Source organism: Gloeobacter violaceus PCC 7421 (genome assembly GCF_000011385.1).
GTDB lineage: Bacteria > Cyanobacteriota > Cyanobacteriia > Gloeobacterales > Gloeobacteraceae > Gloeobacter > Gloeobacter violaceus.
On record NC_005125.1, the window covers coordinates 3,374,616 to 3,391,280 of the forward strand.

General features: G+C 62.7%; 17 protein-coding genes and 1 tRNA gene. 9 read left to right on the forward strand and 9 right to left on the reverse strand.

The features are described 5' to 3' along the window. Positions 1–51 precede the first annotated feature (51 nt). A complete protein-coding gene (locus tag GLL_RS16325; protein WP_164929206.1) occupies positions 52–975 on the forward strand; it encodes a tetratricopeptide repeat protein in 924 nt (307 codons plus the stop codon). Here the strand turns inward: GLL_RS16325 and ilvD are convergent. Together ilvD and GLL_RS16335 are read right to left on the reverse strand one after the other, a co-directional pair. Further along, a complete protein-coding gene (gene ilvD / locus GLL_RS16330; RefSeq protein ID WP_011143160.1) occupies positions 968–2,650 on the reverse strand; it encodes a dihydroxy-acid dehydratase in 1,683 nt (560 codons plus the stop codon). The genes GLL_RS16325 and ilvD overlap by 8 nt on opposite strands. 208 nt (positions 2,651–2,858) lie before the next feature. Next, positions 2,859–3,899, reverse strand: a complete 1,041-nt coding sequence (locus GLL_RS16335; RefSeq protein WP_011143161.1) for a Kelch repeat-containing protein — start codon at positions 3,897–3,899, stop codon at positions 2,859–2,861. A 304-nt stretch (positions 3,900–4,203) separates the two neighbouring features. Here GLL_RS16335 and GLL_RS16340 point away from each other — a divergent pair, with 304 nt between their 5' ends. After that, the gene (locus tag GLL_RS16340) at positions 4,204–4,794 is read left to right on the forward strand and encodes a TetR/AcrR family transcriptional regulator (RefSeq protein WP_011143162.1); all 591 of its coding nucleotides are present in this window, start codon (positions 4,204–4,206) and stop codon (positions 4,792–4,794) included. A gap of 59 nt (positions 4,795–4,853) precedes the next feature. On the opposite strand, the gene GLL_RS16345 is transcribed toward GLL_RS16340, so the two are convergent. Further along, positions 4,854–6,191, reverse strand: a complete 1,338-nt coding sequence (locus GLL_RS16345) for an amidohydrolase family protein (RefSeq protein ID WP_011143163.1) — start codon at positions 6,189–6,191, stop codon at positions 4,854–4,856. Between the two features lie 123 nt (positions 6,192–6,314). Here GLL_RS16345 and GLL_RS16350 point away from each other — a divergent pair, with 123 nt between their 5' ends. Next, positions 6,315–7,157 (forward strand): transglutaminase domain-containing protein, encoded by an 843-nt coding sequence (locus tag GLL_RS16350; protein WP_011143164.1) that lies wholly within the window; start codon positions 6,315–6,317, stop codon positions 7,155–7,157. Between the two features lie 82 nt (positions 7,158–7,239). Next, positions 7,240–7,875 carry a hypothetical protein gene (locus GLL_RS16355; protein WP_164929207.1) on the forward strand — a complete coding sequence of 212 codons (636 nt, stop codon included), beginning with the start codon at positions 7,240–7,242 and terminating at the stop codon, positions 7,873–7,875. Positions 7,876–7,923: 48 nt separating this feature from the next. On the opposite strand, the gene GLL_RS16360 is transcribed toward GLL_RS16355, so the two are convergent. The 4 genes from GLL_RS16360 to GLL_RS16375 all read right to left on the reverse strand — a co-directional run bounded on the left by GLL_RS16360 (position 7,924) and on the right by GLL_RS16375 (position 10,762). After that, positions 7,924–7,995 (reverse strand) — tRNA-Val (locus GLL_RS16360). Between the two features lie 35 nt (positions 7,996–8,030). Then, positions 8,031–8,897, reverse strand: a complete 867-nt coding sequence (locus GLL_RS16365) for a fructosamine kinase family protein (protein WP_011143165.1) — start codon at positions 8,895–8,897, stop codon at positions 8,031–8,033. Continuing rightward, positions 8,878–9,366: a low molecular weight protein-tyrosine-phosphatase gene (locus tag GLL_RS16370; RefSeq protein WP_011143166.1), complete on the reverse strand. Its 489-nt coding sequence runs from the start codon at positions 9,364–9,366 to the stop codon at positions 8,878–8,880. Before GLL_RS16370 ends, GLL_RS16365 begins: the two co-directional genes overlap by 20 nt. Positions 9,367–9,403: 37 nt before the next feature. After that, positions 9,404–10,762, reverse strand: a complete 1,359-nt coding sequence (locus GLL_RS16375) for a CPBP family intramembrane glutamic endopeptidase (protein ID WP_164929208.1) — start codon at positions 10,760–10,762, stop codon at positions 9,404–9,406. A gap of 107 nt (positions 10,763–10,869) precedes the next feature. Here GLL_RS16375 and GLL_RS16380 point away from each other — a divergent pair, with 107 nt between their 5' ends. The 5 genes from GLL_RS16380 (at position 10,870) to pgl (ending at position 15,478) form a co-directional block, all read left to right on the forward strand. Continuing rightward, positions 10,870–11,577, forward strand: coding sequence for an HAD family hydrolase (locus GLL_RS16380; protein ID WP_011143168.1), 708 nt, complete (start codon positions 10,870–10,872; stop codon positions 11,575–11,577). Between the two features lie 27 nt (positions 11,578–11,604). After that, the gene (locus tag GLL_RS16385) at positions 11,605–11,886 is read left to right on the forward strand and encodes a hypothetical protein (protein WP_011143169.1); all 282 of its coding nucleotides are present in this window, start codon (positions 11,605–11,607) and stop codon (positions 11,884–11,886) included. 162 nt (positions 11,887–12,048) lie between these two features. Next, the gene (zwf, locus tag GLL_RS16390) at positions 12,049–13,587 is read left to right on the forward strand and encodes a glucose-6-phosphate dehydrogenase (protein ID WP_011143170.1); all 1,539 of its coding nucleotides are present in this window, start codon (positions 12,049–12,051) and stop codon (positions 13,585–13,587) included. A gap of 32 nt (positions 13,588–13,619) precedes the next feature. Beyond that, the gene (locus GLL_RS16395) at positions 13,620–14,747 is read left to right on the forward strand and encodes a glucose-6-phosphate dehydrogenase assembly protein OpcA (protein WP_011143171.1); all 1,128 of its coding nucleotides are present in this window, start codon (positions 13,620–13,622) and stop codon (positions 14,745–14,747) included. A 2-nt stretch (positions 14,748–14,749) separates the two neighbouring features. Then, positions 14,750–15,478 carry a 6-phosphogluconolactonase gene (gene pgl, locus GLL_RS16400; RefSeq protein ID WP_011143172.1) on the forward strand — a complete coding sequence of 243 codons (729 nt, stop codon included), beginning with the start codon at positions 14,750–14,752 and terminating at the stop codon, positions 15,476–15,478. Here the strand turns inward: pgl and GLL_RS16405 are convergent. Both GLL_RS16405 and GLL_RS16410 read right to left on the reverse strand, forming a co-directional pair. Beyond that, positions 15,475–16,293, reverse strand: a complete 819-nt coding sequence (locus GLL_RS16405) for a TlyA family RNA methyltransferase (protein WP_011143173.1) — start codon at positions 16,291–16,293, stop codon at positions 15,475–15,477. The two genes, pgl and GLL_RS16405, sit on opposite strands and share 4 nt — an antisense overlap. A gap of 3 nt (positions 16,294–16,296) precedes the next feature. Next, positions 16,297–16,665, reverse strand: a complete 369-nt coding sequence (locus GLL_RS16410) for a 2Fe-2S iron-sulfur cluster-binding protein (protein ID WP_011143174.1) — start codon at positions 16,663–16,665, stop codon at positions 16,297–16,299.

Consider the following 16,665-nt stretch of genomic DNA (forward strand, 5'->3'; position numbering starts at 1 on the left):
CCAAGCAGGCAGCCTGTGCATCCGGTTACTCTATCGTGGAGATTTGGCGGGATGAAGCTTTCTTTGCCTCTCGGCATCGCCCTTGCCGCTTTGCTGTCGGCGTCGAGTCCCCCCAGTGGGCTTTTGGCCCAGAGCGCGCCGCTGCAAGCCCGATTCAAAGAAGCCTACACCCTGCAACAAAGCAAAGACTACAGCCGGGCCAGGCAAGTATGGGACCAACTGCTCAAAGAATACCCGAACGAGGCGGCCGCCTACGTCAACCGGGCGCTGACGCGCTACTACCTCAACGACCCGCGCGGGGCGGTGGGCGATCTGACCCTTGCCATTGAGAAAAAAGCAGACTACGCCGATGCTTACTACAACCGCGCCGCCATTCTCAACGCCCTCAAAGACTACGAACCGGCCCTGCGGGACTACGAAAAATACGTCACTCTTGTGCCCAAAGAGCAAGACACCTCCCAGGTCAGCAAAATCGTCGAAGACCTCAAAAAGAAAGTAGCCGTCGCCCCACCGGCCCCGCCACCCACCGTCGCCCGCGCTGCCGCCCCGGACACCCCGCCACCCACCGCGAGCGCCGCCGCCGAATCCAAGCCCGCACCACCCACCCCGGCCCCGCCACCGCCCCCGGCCCCGGCCACCGCCGCCGCGCCCGAAACCGCTACTAATGCCGCCGCGCCCCTCGAAGCGTCGAGCGCACCCACCGAGTTGCCGCCCGGGGTCTATTCGCTGGGCCGCATCGCGGGCTACGACGCAACCACCGAAGATCTGTTGCTCGGGCTGAAGCTCAGCGTCGATCGCAAGTTGCTCAAGCCCACCGACGCCGTCTTCCAGCAGGCCCAGAACCTGGTGGTGCAGATGAAGCGGGGGGCCACCGTCGATCAGGCCACCCGCCGCTCGGGCCTCGGCAAGCAGAGCATGATTCGGCTCGCCTGGCGCGGTGCGGCCTGGCGCAGCTACCGGGTATTCATCAAATAAAGGCGTCGGTGACCGCCCCGAGGCTGCTGCTGTTCACCTGACGGGCGTACTTGGCGAGCACCCCGCGGATGTAACGGGGGGCAGGCGGCCGCCAGGCGGCGCGTCGGCGCTCCAGTTCGTCTGTGGTCACCAATAGCTCGATCTTGCGCGCCGGGGCGTCGATGGTGATCAGATCTCCTGCTTCGACCAGGGCGATGGTGCCGCCCACGAAGGCTTCCGGGGCGACGTGGCCCACGACCATGCCGTAGGTGCCCCCCGAGAAGCGGCCGTCGGTGATCAGTCCCACCGCATCGCCCAGACCCGCGCCGATGATGGCCGAAGTGGGCGAGAGCATCTCCCGCATGCCGGGACCGCCCTTGGGGCCTTCGTAGCGAATGACGATCACATCGCCCGGCTGGATGGCGCCCGCCAGAATTGCTTCCATGCAGCTTTCTTCGGAGTCGAAGACGCGGGCAGGACCAGTGATCTGGGGCTTTTTGACGCCGGTAATCTTGGCGACCGCCCCTTCGCTCGCCAGGTTGCCGCGCAAAATGGCCAGGTGCCCCGAACTGTAGAGAGGCCGGTCCCAGGGACGGATCACCTCCTGGTCGGTGCGCGGTTCTGTGGGTACGTCGCGCAGCACCTCGGCGACCGTCTGGCCGGTTACCGTGAGGGCGTCGCCGTGGAGGAGCCCGCGCACGAGCAACATTTTCATCACCTGGGGAATACCCCCGGCTCTGTGCAGATCGGTGGCGACAAAGCGACCGCTGGGCTTGAGATCGCACAGCACCGGCACCCGCGCGCGGATGCACTCGAAGTCATCCAGTGCGAGTGGCACCCGGGCGCTGTGGGCGATGGCAAGCAGGTGCAGCACGGCGTTGGTCGAGCCGCCGATGGCCATGATCACAGCGATGGCGTTCTCGAAAGCTTTTCGCGTCAGGATGGCGCTCGGCAGGATTTGCGCTTGGATCGCTTCAACCAGCACCTTGGCCGACAGGGCGGTGCTGTCCGCTTTTTCGGGATCCTCGGCGGCCATCGTCGAGGAGTACACCAAGCTCATGCCCATCGCCTCGAAGGCCGAACTCATCGTATTGGCGGTGTACATGCCGCCGCAGGAGCCCGCCCCCGGGCAGGCGCGCCGCTCGATTTCGACGAGGGTCGTCTGGTCAATTTTGCCGGCGCTGTACTGGCCCACCGCTTCGAAGGCGCTCACGACCGTGAGGTCCTGATCCTGGTAGCGGCCGGGTTTGATCGTGCCGCCGTAGACGAAGACCGCCGGGATATTGAGTCTGGCAATGGCGATCATCGCACCCGGCATGTTCTTGTCGCAGCCGCCGATAGCGAGCACCCCGTCCAGGCTCTGACCGTTGCAGACCGTCTCGATGCTGTCGGCGATCACCTCGCGGGACACCAGCGAGTACTTCATCCCCTCGGTACCCATCGAGATGCCGTCGCTGATCGTGATCGTTCCGAATAGTTGGGGCATCGCCCCGCCGGCGCGCAACGCCGCCTCCGCCCGCTCCGCCAAAGCTCCCAGGCCCAGATTGCAGGGGGTAATCGTGCTGAAGCCGTTGGCCACCCCCACGATGGGCCGCTCGAAATCACCGTCGCCAAAACCCACCGCCCGCAGCATGGCGCGGTTGGGGGAGCGCTGCACCCCCTGGGTGACGATGCGGCTGCGCAGATTGCCGGACATGGCCTTTCCTCAAATCCCTCTTGGACTCGTAGGCTAACAGGATCGGCTGTGGAGCGCAAATCCCCGGTTGGTGCACTCAGTTTCAGCAGCTTGCGAACATCAGGAATCCGACGCGCAATCATTCGGTGCAATGGGCACGCGATCCTTCGAGCCGGAAATTTCTCCTACGTGGAAACTTGGGCTTCTGTTTGGGTCGGTGGCATGGGGGCTACAAATCACGGGGCAACACCAGCACTTCGTGTATGGCTGTGGCTGCATTGCCGCCGGTTCTGGTTCCGCCGCCAAAAACAAAAATTCGGTCTCCAACGGCCGACGCCCCCAATCCGTGTCGCGGGGTTGGCAAGGGCGGCAATGCTTTCCAGACGTCGATTTTTGGGTCGTACACCCAACTTTCGGCAAAAACTTTCTGCTCCGGAACCCATTGTTCGCCGCCAAAAACGTAAAGCTTGCCGCCCAGCGAGGTCGCAGCAAGACCACCTCGGGCTTGGGGCATCGGCGAGCGCGTCTGCCAACGATCAAGTTTCGGATCGTAGACCTCAAGATTTGGCACATTGACTTGCCGCGTGGTGCCATCGGCATTCTTGAAAAACTGGCGACCACCGACCACGTAGATCTTTCCATCAATGACTGCCGATGCTGCACTGTTTCGTGGTGTCGGTGCATCGGCACGGGCCAACCAGCGCCCGGTCGCCGGATCAAATACTTCGTTTCGCACACTGTCAATGTGGTCATCGAAAAGCCGAGCGTTCTCAGCGGCCCGAACGCGCCCGCCAACCAGGTATATTTTGTGGTCGATCACCGCGGAAATGCCCTCCGCACGGGCCACCGGCAGGTCGGTGCCTCTGGTCCAAGTGTTGGAGGAAGGATTGTATATAAACACCGTACTTTGTGCGCGCCAGTCCGGAAACCCACCCGTGAAACCGCCGACGCCGTAGAGCGAACCCTTCACCGCCGATAGCGTGATGTGATGGCGTGCTTCGGGTAGCGGTCTTAATACGGTCCATGCATCGTTAAGAGGATCATAAGACTCGAAATGGGCCGAGAATCCGGTGTTTGGACTGAGTAGACCGCCAACCACGTAAATTTTTCTGTTCAATACTTCCGGATACAGTTCCTGCCGAGCCACCGTCGGCGGTGCGGCTTTGGTCCAATAGGGCGGCTGGCTTTGCGCTTGACTTTGCACCGGCGACAATAGTGTGCCGAGCGAAAATATCATGATCAACGTGGAAAGCAGATGTCTGGGCGGCACAATACAGGCTCCATTGCTCAAATATCTTTATTTGTGGGTGAGTTAAGTCACTCGGAGCGACCCGAGTCGCGGCGGGCAGACTCTTAGCAGAATTGATCTGGTTCACTTGCAGTGACAATGGCGCATGCGACTGCCTTCAAAATGGTTTCGGCCGATGTTCGACCGGCTCCGGTTGAACCGCCGACGACGAGCCAAACCTGCGGATTCCATCCGTCCATTTTGGAGCCGCCTCGTCCCGTGTCATTGATTTATGATACGAATCGTATTAGAATAAAAACTAGATGTCAAGCGCTGATTCTGAAAAATGCCTCAAGACCCTGAAAAACGAGTTGGGCGACCTCGGTCTGCAGAATCGAGGGCAGCAATCCTTAACGCAACCTGGACATTGCTCAAAACAACCACCCTCAGAGATCTGTCGATCGAGGCGATTGCCCACGAGTCCGGTGTCGGGAAAGCCACGATCTACCGCTGGTGGCCCAGCAAAGCGGCGGTGGCCATCGATGCCTTTTTGGAGAATGTACTGCTTGTCACGCCTTACCCAGAGGGACTGTCGGCCACAGAAGCCATCGCACGGCAAATGGCTTCCCTGGTGCAAGCCTGGTCGGGGGAGTACGGGCGTATCCTGGCACAAGTGATCGCCGAGGGGCAGGCCGATCCAGAGGCACTGAACAACTACCGCGCTCGCTATCTCAATCACCGCCGTGCCGAGGCGAAAGCCGTCATCCAGCGGGGCATCAAGGATGGCGAGTTCGCCCCCGATCTCGACCCGGACCTGGCGATCGATATTCTTTATGGCCCCATCTACTATCGGCTTTTGGTCGGGCACTTACCTCTCGACCAGCGGTTTGCGACAGAGCTCTCTCAATGGGCCCTGCAGGCGCTCAGGGGCAATTGACCACACACCCGACACCCGCTCGCTCTCAGTACCCGGCACGCTTGAGGAAGAATTCCGACTCAATGCGCGTGGCTCGGTGCGGCTTCGGAGCGCTTTTCGCCGCCTGCAGCCGACAGTTCCACCCAGCGGCCCTGCTTGAAGCGGCGGGCAATTTTTTTGACGTTGCCAAAGTCGACGAGCGGATCCGCTTCGAGCACTAGAAAACTTGCCTCGTACCCTTCAGCGATGACCCCAATCTTTCGCCTGGGAAAGATGTTCTGCGGCGTCGATTCGCACAGCGATTTGAGCAGTTCCAGCCGATCGAAGCTGCCCAGGGTGTTCAGTTTGAGCGCCTCCTGCAAACTGGTGGCGCCAAAGGCGTCCGATCCGATGACCAGTGGGACGCCCGCTTCTTTGAGCAGGCGCAGATTGCGCTTTTGAACGGCCTGGATCTGCTCTGCCTGCGCTTTGTCTTTGACTAGGCCGTCGGTCACCAGGGTGGTGGTGACCACGGCGACGTTGTTGCGGCGGGCCAGTTGCGCGTCTTCGCGGGTGAGTTCGAAGGCCGCAGGCGGCATCGGCCACTCGGGGGGACCGAACCAGTAGCCGGGCAGGTGGGCGATTTCGTCGACCCCCGCCGCCACAGCGCTACGAAAATCGGCGGCCGTCTCGATGTGGGTCACCACCTGCAGCCCTGCGCGGTGGGCCTTCTCCACGATGCGGCCCAACAACCGGGGGTCGAGTCCTTTGGCCCCAAAGTAGCGCTTGTCGTCTTTGCGTTTGTTGAATTCTTCGGAGTAGAGCAGATAAGTCTTGATAAAATCCGGTTTCCCCGCCAGGATCTGCGGCCACTTGCGCTCGAGATCCGCTTCGCTGTCGACGACATGGTAAGCCTGCCCGTCCAGCTTTTTAGGCTCGGTGATTTCGATGTATTTGCTCTGGGCGAGGAAGGCATACAGGCGCATCGGGTGGCCGCCCGTAGCCGTAAGCCCCCCGTGGGCGTACACCGCATCGACGCTGTCGGGCCGGTTGAGCCGCTCGCGGGCCGCCGCCGAAGAGAGGGGAATGTCGTTGGGGATCTTCGCGTAAAAGATCCCGTCGCGCAGATAATCGGCGATTCCCGCTTCTACCTCCCGCGGATCCGAAAGCCGGTGGGTGTGCGCTTCGCCAAAGGGCGGCACGACGTAGCGGTTTTGCAGGTCCACGGTGCTGTCGACTTTCGCTGGGCGTTCGAAGGTGAAGCGACCCCCCACCGCGTACACCGTTTTTTTCTCGAACCCGCGGCCGTTGAACCACCGGCCGCCGACAAACGCATAATTTTGATCCGGACCTTGCGCCGCCACCGGCCCGCTTGCCAAAACCAGCCCCAGTAGCGGTCCCAACAACCATCGACCCCACGGCAACACCGCTTTATCCATCGAAGCTCCTTACTTGGCACTGTCTTTTTCTGCGCCGTTCCGGACGTGCCGGGGTGCCGCGCGGTTCCCCTTGCCGATGGGATAGGGGGGTGCCACAGTGGGGGAAAACGCCATCCCACCTCCATGAAACTTTCCGTAGGTTGCACCCTGGGCTACCGCTGCGACGGGCCCGCTACTCTGATGCTCACCATCCGCCCGCAAGACGGCGGCAACCAGCAGGTGATGAGCGAGCATTTCCGCATCGAGCCCGACTTGCCCAAAGAACACTTCGAAGACAGCTTCGGCAACCGCACGGTGCGCCTGCGCCCCAGCGGCGGGCGGGTGCAGATCGACTACCAGGCCCTGGTGCACCTGCAGCCGCCTTTTGCAGGCTCCTGGGAGGAGGCCCGCCAGGTCGATCCGGGCGAACTGCCCCCGGAGGTCGTGCCGTATTTGTTTCCAAGCCGCTACTGCCAGTCCGACCGGATGGTGCCCTTGGCCAATAGCCTCGTGGGCCATCTCGAACCGGGCTACGCCCGCATCGACGGTCTGTGCGACTGGATTTACGAGAATATCGCCTACAGCTACGGCACCTCCGACGTGCACACCTCCGCCCCCGACACGGTGATCGAGCGCATCGGCGTCTGCCGCGACTTCGCCCACCTGGGCATCGCCCTCAGCCGTGCCTTGGGCATCCCGGCCCGCTTCGTGGCGGGCTACGCCTTCAAGCTCGATCCGCCCGATTTTCATGCCTACTTCGAAACCTACCTGGGCGGCAACTGGTACCTGTTCGACGCCACCCGCAAAGCCCACCGCGAGGGCCTGGTGCGCATCGCCACCGGCCGCGACGCCGCCGACACCTCCTTTGCCAATCTCTTCGGAGAGGTCACCCCCGACGGCATGGCCGTCTGGGCGCGCGAGGTTTCGGACGACTCACCCTCCGAACCCGCTCCCGTCGAGACGCCGCTTTCCAATCAGGTTGCTTGATTCTCCACAGATAACCGGCTGCGCATATGGACTTTTGTCCTCAAATAAGATAAAATTCCCATATGTGGACAGCGAGGATTTTATGGTGCGCGGAGTGAGAGACGATGCCCTACGCCGGGAAGTGATTCGGCTCCGGGTCGAAAAGCGCATGTCGCTTCGTCAAATTTCGGATGTTACAGGTGCAGCAAAAGGTTCCCTGAGCGCTTGGCTCAAAGATTATCCGCTCACTCCATCAGAAATAAAGGAACGCCAGTCGAGAGCCCATTATGTTCCCCCCAAAAAGGACCGAGGAGAGCTGTCCAAACATTGGACCGATAAAGTTGCAGAATACACAAGAGCGCAAAAAGGTAGAATTGCTGAATCCGCTATTCTTTTCCGGTTGCATCTTCACCGTTTCGACGTCTATAAGGCACCTGATGATCGAGACAAAACAGTTTGGTTAGTAAGAGTTCCAGCAACTGGCAAAATTTTTCGTATTGAAGTTCGCTGGACAAGGATAAACAAAAAAGGAGGTCTTCCTTCAATTTCCCTTCATTGCCGAGCGGGTGTAGGCAAATACAGGCGCTATGCCGACGATGAGTTCGATTTTATTGTGGGATACAACCTTTACTCGGATACCGCCTATGTATTTTCTAGTAAAGAGATCTCGCATCTATCATCCATGGTTGCAATCCGTTCCGAGGCAGCTGAAAGATGGGACAAGCTATTTCAAAGATGACAAAGTATTTGGCTTAGATACTTGCTTGCATTCGTCTTGTTGAGATGATGGGCGTAGCAGGACTTGAACCTGCGGCTTCGACCGTGTGAAGATCGCACTCTACCGCTGAGTTATACGCCCGTGAAACACTACGATAAGCCAGGAAACCCCAAACGTCAATCCGACTGGATAAGTAATTGCCGGATCATGCGGTTGGCCTGGGAGGCGTAGCCGCCGCCGAACAGATTGTAGTGGTTGAGAACATGGTAGAGGTTGTAGAGCACTTTGCGCCGCTCGTAGCCGGGAGCAAGCGGCCAGGCCCGCCGGTAGCCGCGGTAGAAGCTTTCCGGGAAGCCGTCGAATAATTCGCTCATGGCCAGATCCGTTTCTCGATCGCCGTAGTAAGTGGCCGGGTCGAAGATGACGGGCTCCCCCGCGGCGGTGAAATCGGCGTTGCCCAACCACAGATCACCGTGCAACAGCGATGGTTCGGGGCAGTGACCGGCAAGCAGGTTGGGGATGCGTTCGACCAGCTCCTGAGCGGTAGCACGGTCGATGGCGGAGCCGCGGGCGAGGGCGAGCTGGTGGCCGATGCGGTGGCGGGCAAAAAAGGCGGCCCAATCGGCGGTCCAGGGATTGGGCTGGGGGGTGGAGCCGATCGTGTTGTCGCGCCGCCAGCCGAATCCTTTGGAACTGATGGTCCGGTGCAGGCGGGCCAACTGCTCGCCCAATTGCTCCCAATCGCCCCGGCCCCCCAAGGGCAGCCACTCGATGACCAGGTAGGCCGAGTCGGCGGCAACTCCTGAGCAAATCGGGCGGGGAACGCGGAGGGCTCCAGCGCGGTGCAACGCTTCGAGGCCATCCGCCTCGGCTTCGAACATGGCGAGGGTGTCCGGGGTGTTGAGCTTCACAAAGTAGCGCCGGCCAGAGCCTGAGAGGACGCAGGTGCGGTTGATGCTGCCACCGCCCACTGCACTCCGGCCCTCGGCCGCGAACGCCTCGCCGGTGCTCTGGGCGATGTGCCTAGCGATTGCGGTCCACATGGCCGCTGCGGATGGCGTCGAGCAGACCCGAGCAGGCGTCGAGCAACAGATCCAAGACATGCTCGAAACCGGCGTCACCGCCGTAGTACGGATCGGGGACTTCCCGATCCGGGTACACGCGGCAATATTCGCAGACGAGTTTGACTTTGGGGCGACGGCGGCCGGAGGGGTCGAGATCGAGGATGTCCTCGTAATTGGCCCGGTCCATCACCAGGATGCGGTCGAAGTGGTCGAAATCGGCGGGCGAAAATTTGCGGGCGGTGCCGCGCAGCGCAATGCCCCGGCGGGTGGCGGCGGCGCGCATGCGCCGGTCGGGGGGTTCTCCCACGTGGTAGGCGATCGTCCCTGCGGAGTCGCAAACCACCTGACCACCCAGCCCGGCCTTTTCGAGCAGATAGACCATGATCCCCTCGGCGGCCGGCGAGCGGCAAATGTTTCCCATGCAGACGAACAGCAGTTTTTCGTCCATGCGCTGGCGGCGGTGACTTCGAGGCTATCCTACCGCTTTAACCGCTCAGCACCGTGAGAAACAAAAATGTCGAACCGTTCCACAGCGAGTGCAGCAGGATGCACGGCGCCAAGGAGCGGGTGTAGTGATAGACGGTGGCGAGCACCACGCCCAGGGCAAAGAGCGGAAAAAATTCGAGGGCGCTGAAGTGGGCAATCCCAAAAAGGGCGGCGGAGGCGACCACCCCCGCCGGGGCACCCAGGCGGCTTGCCAGCGATGGAAAGACAAAGCCGCGAAAGAGCGTCTCTTCAAAGAGCGGGGCTGCGACCGCGACGCTCAAAAAGAGTACGATCCGCACCGGCCATGCGTCGGCGCCGCCGATGCCGGTGAGCAGCGAGTTGCCGCCGCCGCCTTCGCCCACCAGGCGCTGGGCGAGCAGCGAGGTGGCAAGCACCAACGGCACCGCCGCAAGCCAGCCGCCGATTCCCCAGCGCTCCCAGCCGGCGACCAGCCGGTAGCTAAATAGAGCGCGGCTTTCGGGATGGGGCTTCCAGACCAGCGACCACAGCAACCCCAGACCCGCCCCGGCGATCAGGCCGTAGACCAGCAGCGTGAAGAGCGCCTGAAAGAGCGGATCGGCTTGCTCCGGCCGCAACCCCGCGACCAAGGCGCTCACGAGAAACCCGGCGCTGAAAAAAGCGGCAAACCAGTAGACCATCACTTCCCAGACGGTCTGGACATTCCAGGGCACCTGCCACCCGGGCGGATCGGGCCTGCGGTTGCGCCAGACGACCCAGCTCACCAAAACGACCAGGCCCGCCACCAGCGCGGCCAGCGGCAGAAGGTTGAGCACCCCGAGGCGCACCAGGGTGCGGGTGGCTTTGGCGCTCGCGTCGGCCTGCAAAGTCCGCAGGGCGTCGGAGCGCTGCTGCAGTTGGTAGAGGCGGGTGAGGGCGGCGGTGCGGTACCAGCCGGCCAGCTTGCTTTCGAGAATGTTTTCGGCCTCGGGGGGCAAGATCGGCGGGCGAGCCCACAGATCGGCCAGCACTGCGGCCGTCGGTCCCAGGGGCGAGCGGACCTCCACCTGCTTCCAGGCCGTCCGGGCGGGCTCGGTGTTGCCCCGGGCCGCCTCCAGCAGACCGAGTTTGACCAGTTGGGCGGGGCGGGCGGGCGCTTCCAGCTTCGCCTCGCGGTAAGCTTCGACTGCTTCGGACAGCAGTTGCCGCTCATCGAGCGGGGCCATCGCCTCGCGCCAGTCGGGGTCGGTCTTGAGGGTGAGCAGCTGCAATTGCAGGTCGGTCCCTTCAAGGGCGATTTGGGCGCGGGGCTGGGGCTCCTGGAGGGTCTGCACGAAGCGGGTCCCCCCCAGGAGCAACACCAGAACCGTCGTCACCACCAGCAGCGCTCGGCGCATCATTCGTTTGTCCGGATAGCTTGTTCCCAGCATCGGCGAGGACGCACCATCCGGCAACGGCCCGCCGGACTGATACGATCGGGGCGCGTTGCTCTCCTGCGGGTTGGACTGTGGCTTTGCGGGCGGTTCTGTTTGATTTCAACGGCGTGCTGGTCGACGACGAGCCGCTGCACCGGGCTTTGACCCTGCAGGTGCTGGGCGAAGCGTTCAACCTGGAAGTCAGCCGTGCCGAGTACCGGCGCCATTGCCTGGGCCGCCCCGATCGCGAAGCGTTTCGCGCCGTGCTCGAAGCGCGCGGTCTGGCGGTGGGCGACGGCGCCCTTGCCGCCCTGATGCGGCGCAAAACCGAGCTGTACCGCGAGCGGGCGGCGCCCAAGGACTTGCTCGTGGTCGGGGTGCAGGCGTTGCTTGCGGATCTCGTGGGCCGGGGGATGCATCTGGCCGTGGTCACCGGCAGCGGCGGCGAAGAAGTGAGCTGGTTGCTCGAGAACACCGGCCTGAGAGAGTACTTTGCTCTGATTGTGGCCGCCGAGGACATCCAGCGCGGCAAACCGGACCCGGAGGGCTACCGCACGGCGCTGGGGCGCCTCGGCCGTGAACCCGAGGAAGCCCTGGCGGTGGAGGATAGCCTGGCGGGGATCGAAGCGGCGCGGCGTGCCGGGCTGCGGGTGCTTGCCCTGACGACGGCGGTGCCGATGCACCTGCTGCAGCGGCGCACCCAGTGGGTGGTGGATCGCTACGAACAGCTCGATCTCGACGCCGTGGTGCAGTTTTACGGGCGCGCCGCCCCCCTGCCCCCCTCCGGGGGTTCCGCCTAGAATAGGGTGTTGGACTTTGAGAAATTCATGTTTACGATCGAATTGATTTTGCGCGGCAACCCCGTCGCCCTCGCGGTGCAGCGCAAGGACCAGACGGCCGCGGGCGATCTATATGCCAAAATTCGCGACGCAATGAACGCCAGCCCGCCCCGGGTGATCGAGCTTACCTGCGACAAGGTGCCGGAGAAACACCTCGCGGTGATGAGTTCCGATGTCGTGGCTGTGCAACTGACCGCCGCCAAGTCGGGGAGCGGCGCGCCCATGGGCATGCGGGCCGGTTTCTTCGCCGGTGAGAGCGAGGACGAATAACCCGCGGCTTCCGAAGTGCTTTTGCTGGAGCCTTCGGGGCCGTTTCTCAATTGTTAATTTGTTCCGACGATTTTGCGCGGCGACAAAGCGAAGCCGCCTAGTCTGGGGTAACACCCGGCGGTGTTGCACAGATCCTTGCTTGAGTTTCGAGGCCGCTACCGTATGACCGCATCGTTGACTGGAGGATTGAGCGCCAATCCGTTGCGCCAGGGGCTGCGCCTGGAGCGCACGCCCAAGCCTGCCATTTTGACTATCTTCGGGGCCTCCGGAGATTTGACCGTCCGCAAGCTGATCCCAGCCCTTTACGACCTGGCCCGCGACCGGCGATTGCCCCCTGAATTCACGGTCGTGGGCTATGCCCGTCGCCCCTACAGCCACGAAGAATTTCGCGAAATGATGAAGGAAGGGGTAGCCAAGTATTCGCGCAGCAAGCTGGGCAACCTCTGGGAAAGTTTCTCCAAGGGCATCTATTACTTCCAGGGGGACCTCGACAATCTCCAGAATTTTAAGGACCTCGGCGAATTTTTGCAGACTCTAGATAGCGAGCGCGGCACCCTCGGCAACCGGGCCTTCTACATGGCTACCGCCCCGAGTTTCTTTGCGCCCATCATCGAGAATCTGGGCGGAGCGGGCCTGGCGGGCGACGTGCGCAACACGCGCCTGGTGATCGAAAAACCCTTCGGCCACGACCTGGAGTCGGCTCAAAATCTCAACAAAGTCGTCCAGCAAGTCTTTCACGAAAAGCAGGTCTACCGCATCGATCACTACCTGGGCAAAGAGACCGTTCAGAATATCCTGGTCTTCCGCTTTGCCAATTCGATCTGGGAACCGCTCTGGAACAACCGCTACGTCGATCACGTGCAGATCACGGTAGCAGAGACGGTGGGGGTCGAAAACCGCGGGCCGTACTACGACGAAGCCGGCGGCGCGCTGCGCGACATGATCCAGAATCACCTGGTACAGCTGTTGGCTCTCACCGCCATGGAGCCGCCCTCCGCCTTCGAGGCCGACACCGTGCGCGACGAAAAAGTGAAAGTCCTGCGCGCCACCCAGGTCGGCCAGGGGCCGAACGGCCTTGCGGCAGTCCGCGCCCAGTACGCCAACGGCTGGATTTCAGGCGAACCGGTGCACGCCTACCGCGACGAACCCCGGGTCAACCCCGACGTTCAGACTGCGAGCTATATTGCCGCCAAATTCATGATCAACAATTGGCGCTGGAAGGGCGTGCCGTTTTTGCTGCGCACCGGCAAACGCCTCGCCAAGCGCGTCACCGAAATTGCCCTGCAATTTCGGGAAGTGCCGCACCTGCTCTTTCCGTCGAGCAGCGCGGGCCAGCTCAGCCCGAACATGCTGGTGCTGCGCATCCAACCGGACGAAGGCATTTCGCTGCGCTTCGAGGCCAAGCGGCCGGTGGCCGACATCGCCATGCGCTCGGTGAACATGGACTTTCACTACGGCGGCACCTTCGAGGTCGCCTCGCCCGAAGCCTACGAGCGGTTGCTGCTCGATTTTCTGCTCGGGGATCAGACGCTGTTTACCCGCGCGGACGAAGTCGAGGCGGCCTGGAAGATCGTCACACCGCTCATCGAGCGCTGGGAAATCCAGAAAGCCGGCGATCTCAATTACTACGACGCCGGTTCCTGGGGGCCGAGTGCCGCGAGTAAGCTGATGGACAACGGCCGCCGCTGGCGGCGCCTATAGCCTGTGTTTTCTTCTTAACTGGTGAGTGAATCATGACCGAGAATGCCTCCGTCGTCGCGATTGCCGAGCCCTTCCGGGTGCAAGTCAGCCAGATCGACAAGCAGCTCAAGACCATCTGGAGCTCGCAGGAGGGTGCCACCCGCGCTTCGACCTTCAACTTGCTCGTCTACGAGAGCGAACTGCAAGATCCCAACAGCATCGGCGAGGCGATTGGTGCCATTGCCGTGCAGCACCCCTGTCGGGCCATTGCCCTGCTTGCGAGCACCGATGGACCCCAGGATAACCTCGAAGCTTATGTCGCCGCCTACTGCCCGGTGAGCGAAGGCGGCGGGCGCGAGTCGATCTGCTGCGAGTACATCACGCTGCGCGCGAGCGGCAAAGCCCTCAACGAACTGGACACCACCGCCGCGGCCTTGCTGTTGCCCGAGCTTGAGACGTTTTTGTGGTGGAAGGGACCGCTCAATACCCACCTGGAACTGTTCACGAACTTGCAGCACATTGTCGATCGCACCGTGGTCGATTCGTCACTGTTCGAAGCACCCGAGAAGGCGCTCGAAAGCTATACCTCCCTCGCCCTGGGGCACGAAAGAAACCGTTCCTTCGGCGATCTCAACTGGTCACGGCTCACCCCCTGGCGCGAAGAAACCGCGGTTGCCTTCGACAGCGAAGGCCGGGCCGCCTGCCTGGGCGCACTCGACCGCGTGATCATCGAGTACGGCCAGAGCGAGGGCATTCCCCTCAACCCCTGCCAGGCGTACCTGTTTTTGGGTTGGCTCGCCAGCCGCCTGGGCTGGCAGCCTCTGTCGCTGCACAACAAAGATCTCACCAAGCAGATCATCATGCGCGACAGCACCCAGCGGCCCATTCAGGTGACCCTGCGCGCCGTGGCAGGCGAGGCGCACCTGGCCGGTCAGATCACCTCGGTGGGTTTGCGCTCCGAGGAGATGGGAGCCGCCTGCTCGACGGTGCTCTGCAGCAGCGATTCTTCCAGTTGCATCCGTATGCAGATGAACGTGGGTGAAGCCACCCTGTCGCTGGTGAGCGACATCGACACCCTCACCACCGAACAGTTGCTCAGCGAAGCGCTCAGAACCCCCGATCGCGACCCCATCTATGAGGAATCGCTCGAAGTGATCCACGATCTGATGCAGCTGAAGTAGCTATGCGCGGCGCCATCACCATCTTTCCGGATCTGGAGAGCCTGTCGCTGGAAGCGGCACAGCTATTCGAGGAGGCAGCCCACGCTGCCATCGCCCTGCACAACCGCTTTTGCGTGTCGCTCGCGGGCGGTTCGACGCCCAAACGGCTCTACCAGTTGCTCGCCACCGAGCCGCACCGCTCCAAGTTGCCCTGGAATCAGATTCATCTATTCTGGGGCGACGAACGCTTCGTGCCGCCCGATGACCCGCAGAGCAACTACCGGATGGTCAAAGAGGCGCTGCTGGACCATGTCGCCATCCCCGTGGCGAACGTGCACGCGATGCCCGTGGGCAGCGACGATATCGAGGAAGCGGCCCGCCTGCACTCGGCCCAGTTGTCCGAGTTTTTTGGCGGCGACATTCGCCTTGACCTGGCATTGATGGGTATGGGCGCCGACGGGCACACCGCCTCGCTCTTTCCAGGCGATGGCGCTCTGACCGTGGACGATCGGCCGGTGGCGGCGGCCCGCCCCGCCTCCCAACCGACGGCCCGCCTGACCCTTACCTACCCGGTCTTCAACCGCAGCCGCAAGGTGCTTTTTCTGGTGGCCGGTGCCGACAAAGCCGAGGTGCTGACCCGGGTGCTCGCCGGCGACACCACCTACCCGAGTGCCCTTATCGATCCCGCCGACGGCGAACGCTTCTGGATGCTCGATCAAGCCGCCGCCGCCAAGCTGCCACTTCCTAGCTAACGCGTCGCTGCCACTTCGCGCACGACCGCCTCGATCGTCTCCGGAGCCAGGAAGTGGCCTGCCTCCATTGACAACCACAGCCAGTACTCGCGATTGCCGGCAGGTCCGGTGATCGGAGACGGGCAGAGCCCTCGAAAACCCCAACCGAGGGCTTGTGAGACAGACCAGACATCGGCTATCACCTCTCGGTGGACAGCCGGATCGCGCACGACGCCGTTCTTGCCGACGCGCTCCCGTCCTGCTTCGAACTGCGGCTTGACGAGGAGCAGCACTTCGCGCGGCACCAGCAGCAATTGCCAGATGGGGCCGAGCACCAGCTTGAGCGAGATGAACGACAGATCCGCCGTCGCCAGATCCGGCCAGGGATCGCCCGGGCCGTAGAGTTCGGCAGGCCTTAAATGGCGCAGGTTGGTACGTTCTTTGAGCACGACGCGCGGGTCGGTGCGCAGTTTCCAGGCCACCTGACCGTAACCCACGTCGATACCGTAGACCCGCGCTGCCCCCCGCTGCAGCAGACAATCGGCAAATCCGCCGGTGGAGATGCCGCCATCCAGGCAGACGCGGCCCTCGATATGCACATCAAAGCGGGCGAGCGCCCCCGTGAGCTTCTCGCCGCCGCGCGAGACGAAGGGCGAACCGGCTGCCACCGACACTTCGCTATCGACCGGGCACAGCGAACCGGGCTTGTCGAACCGCTCGCCGCCCACGCGCACCTGTCCGGCCCGGATCAGAGCCTGGGCTTTCTGGCGGCTTTCGGCCAGGCCCCGTTCGACCAGGATCTGATCGAGCCTGAGGCGCGCCGGTCGCTCGGCCATGGTCTAGTCCCCTTCCAGGGGCAGACCGGCGGCGACCTGGCCCTGGGCAAAGTTTTGCCCAAACTGGAGCATGTACACTTCGTCCTCGTTCTGCAGTTCGACTTCAAGGTTCGATTGGGCGTAGGAAACGCACAACAGCGCGTAACCCTGGGCCTGCAGTTCGCCGGAAAGGCCCATCGCCTCGGGCTGGCGCAAGCGGCCGGTGAGCACCCGGGCGGCACAGGTGGTGCACGCACCGTTGCGGCAGGAGAAGGGCAGGGCAACGCCCTGGGCCTCGGCCTCGCGCAAAATATATTGATCTTCGCGGGCGCGCAGGCGGTAGACCCGGCCGCGGGCAGGATCGCGGATCTCGACGGTGTAGCGCTGAGGCAT

What these genes read in the sequence shown, in the direction of transcription:
- GLL_RS16325 (WP_164929206.1), top strand. Translation starts at nt 52, where the DNA reads ATGAAGCTTTCTTTGCCTCTCGGCATCGCCCTTGCCGCTTTGCTGTCG.
- ilvD (WP_011143160.1), bottom strand. Translation starts at nt 2,650, where the DNA reads ATGTCCGGCAATCTGCGCAGCCGCATCGTCACCCAGGGGGTGCAGCGC.
- GLL_RS16340 (WP_011143162.1), top strand. Translation starts at nt 4,204, where the DNA reads ATGCCTCAAGACCCTGAAAAACGAGTTGGGCGACCTCGGTCTGCAGAA.
- GLL_RS16345 (WP_011143163.1), bottom strand. Translation starts at nt 6,191, where the DNA reads ATGGATAAAGCGGTGTTGCCGTGGGGTCGATGGTTGTTGGGACCGCTA.
- GLL_RS16350 (WP_011143164.1), top strand. Translation starts at nt 6,315, where the DNA reads ATGAAACTTTCCGTAGGTTGCACCCTGGGCTACCGCTGCGACGGGCCC.
- GLL_RS16355 (WP_164929207.1), top strand. Translation starts at nt 7,240, where the DNA reads ATGGTGCGCGGAGTGAGAGACGATGCCCTACGCCGGGAAGTGATTCGG.
- GLL_RS16365 (WP_011143165.1), bottom strand. Translation starts at nt 8,897, where the DNA reads ATGTGGACCGCAATCGCTAGGCACATCGCCCAGAGCACCGGCGAGGCG.
- GLL_RS16370 (WP_011143166.1), bottom strand. Translation starts at nt 9,366, where the DNA reads ATGGACGAAAAACTGCTGTTCGTCTGCATGGGAAACATTTGCCGCTCG.
- GLL_RS16375 (WP_164929208.1), bottom strand. Translation starts at nt 10,762, where the DNA reads ATGATGCGCCGAGCGCTGCTGGTGGTGACGACGGTTCTGGTGTTGCTC.
- GLL_RS16385 (WP_011143169.1), top strand. Translation starts at nt 11,605, where the DNA reads ATGTTTACGATCGAATTGATTTTGCGCGGCAACCCCGTCGCCCTCGCG.
- zwf (WP_011143170.1), top strand. Translation starts at nt 12,049, where the DNA reads ATGACCGCATCGTTGACTGGAGGATTGAGCGCCAATCCGTTGCGCCAG.
- GLL_RS16395 (WP_011143171.1), top strand. Translation starts at nt 13,620, where the DNA reads ATGACCGAGAATGCCTCCGTCGTCGCGATTGCCGAGCCCTTCCGGGTG.
- pgl (WP_011143172.1), top strand. Translation starts at nt 14,750, where the DNA reads ATGCGCGGCGCCATCACCATCTTTCCGGATCTGGAGAGCCTGTCGCTG.
- GLL_RS16405 (WP_011143173.1), bottom strand. Translation starts at nt 16,293, where the DNA reads ATGGCCGAGCGACCGGCGCGCCTCAGGCTCGATCAGATCCTGGTCGAA.
- GLL_RS16410 (WP_011143174.1), bottom strand. Translation starts at nt 16,665, where the DNA reads ATGCCTCAGCGCTACACCGTCGAGATCCGCGATCCTGCCCGCGGCCGG.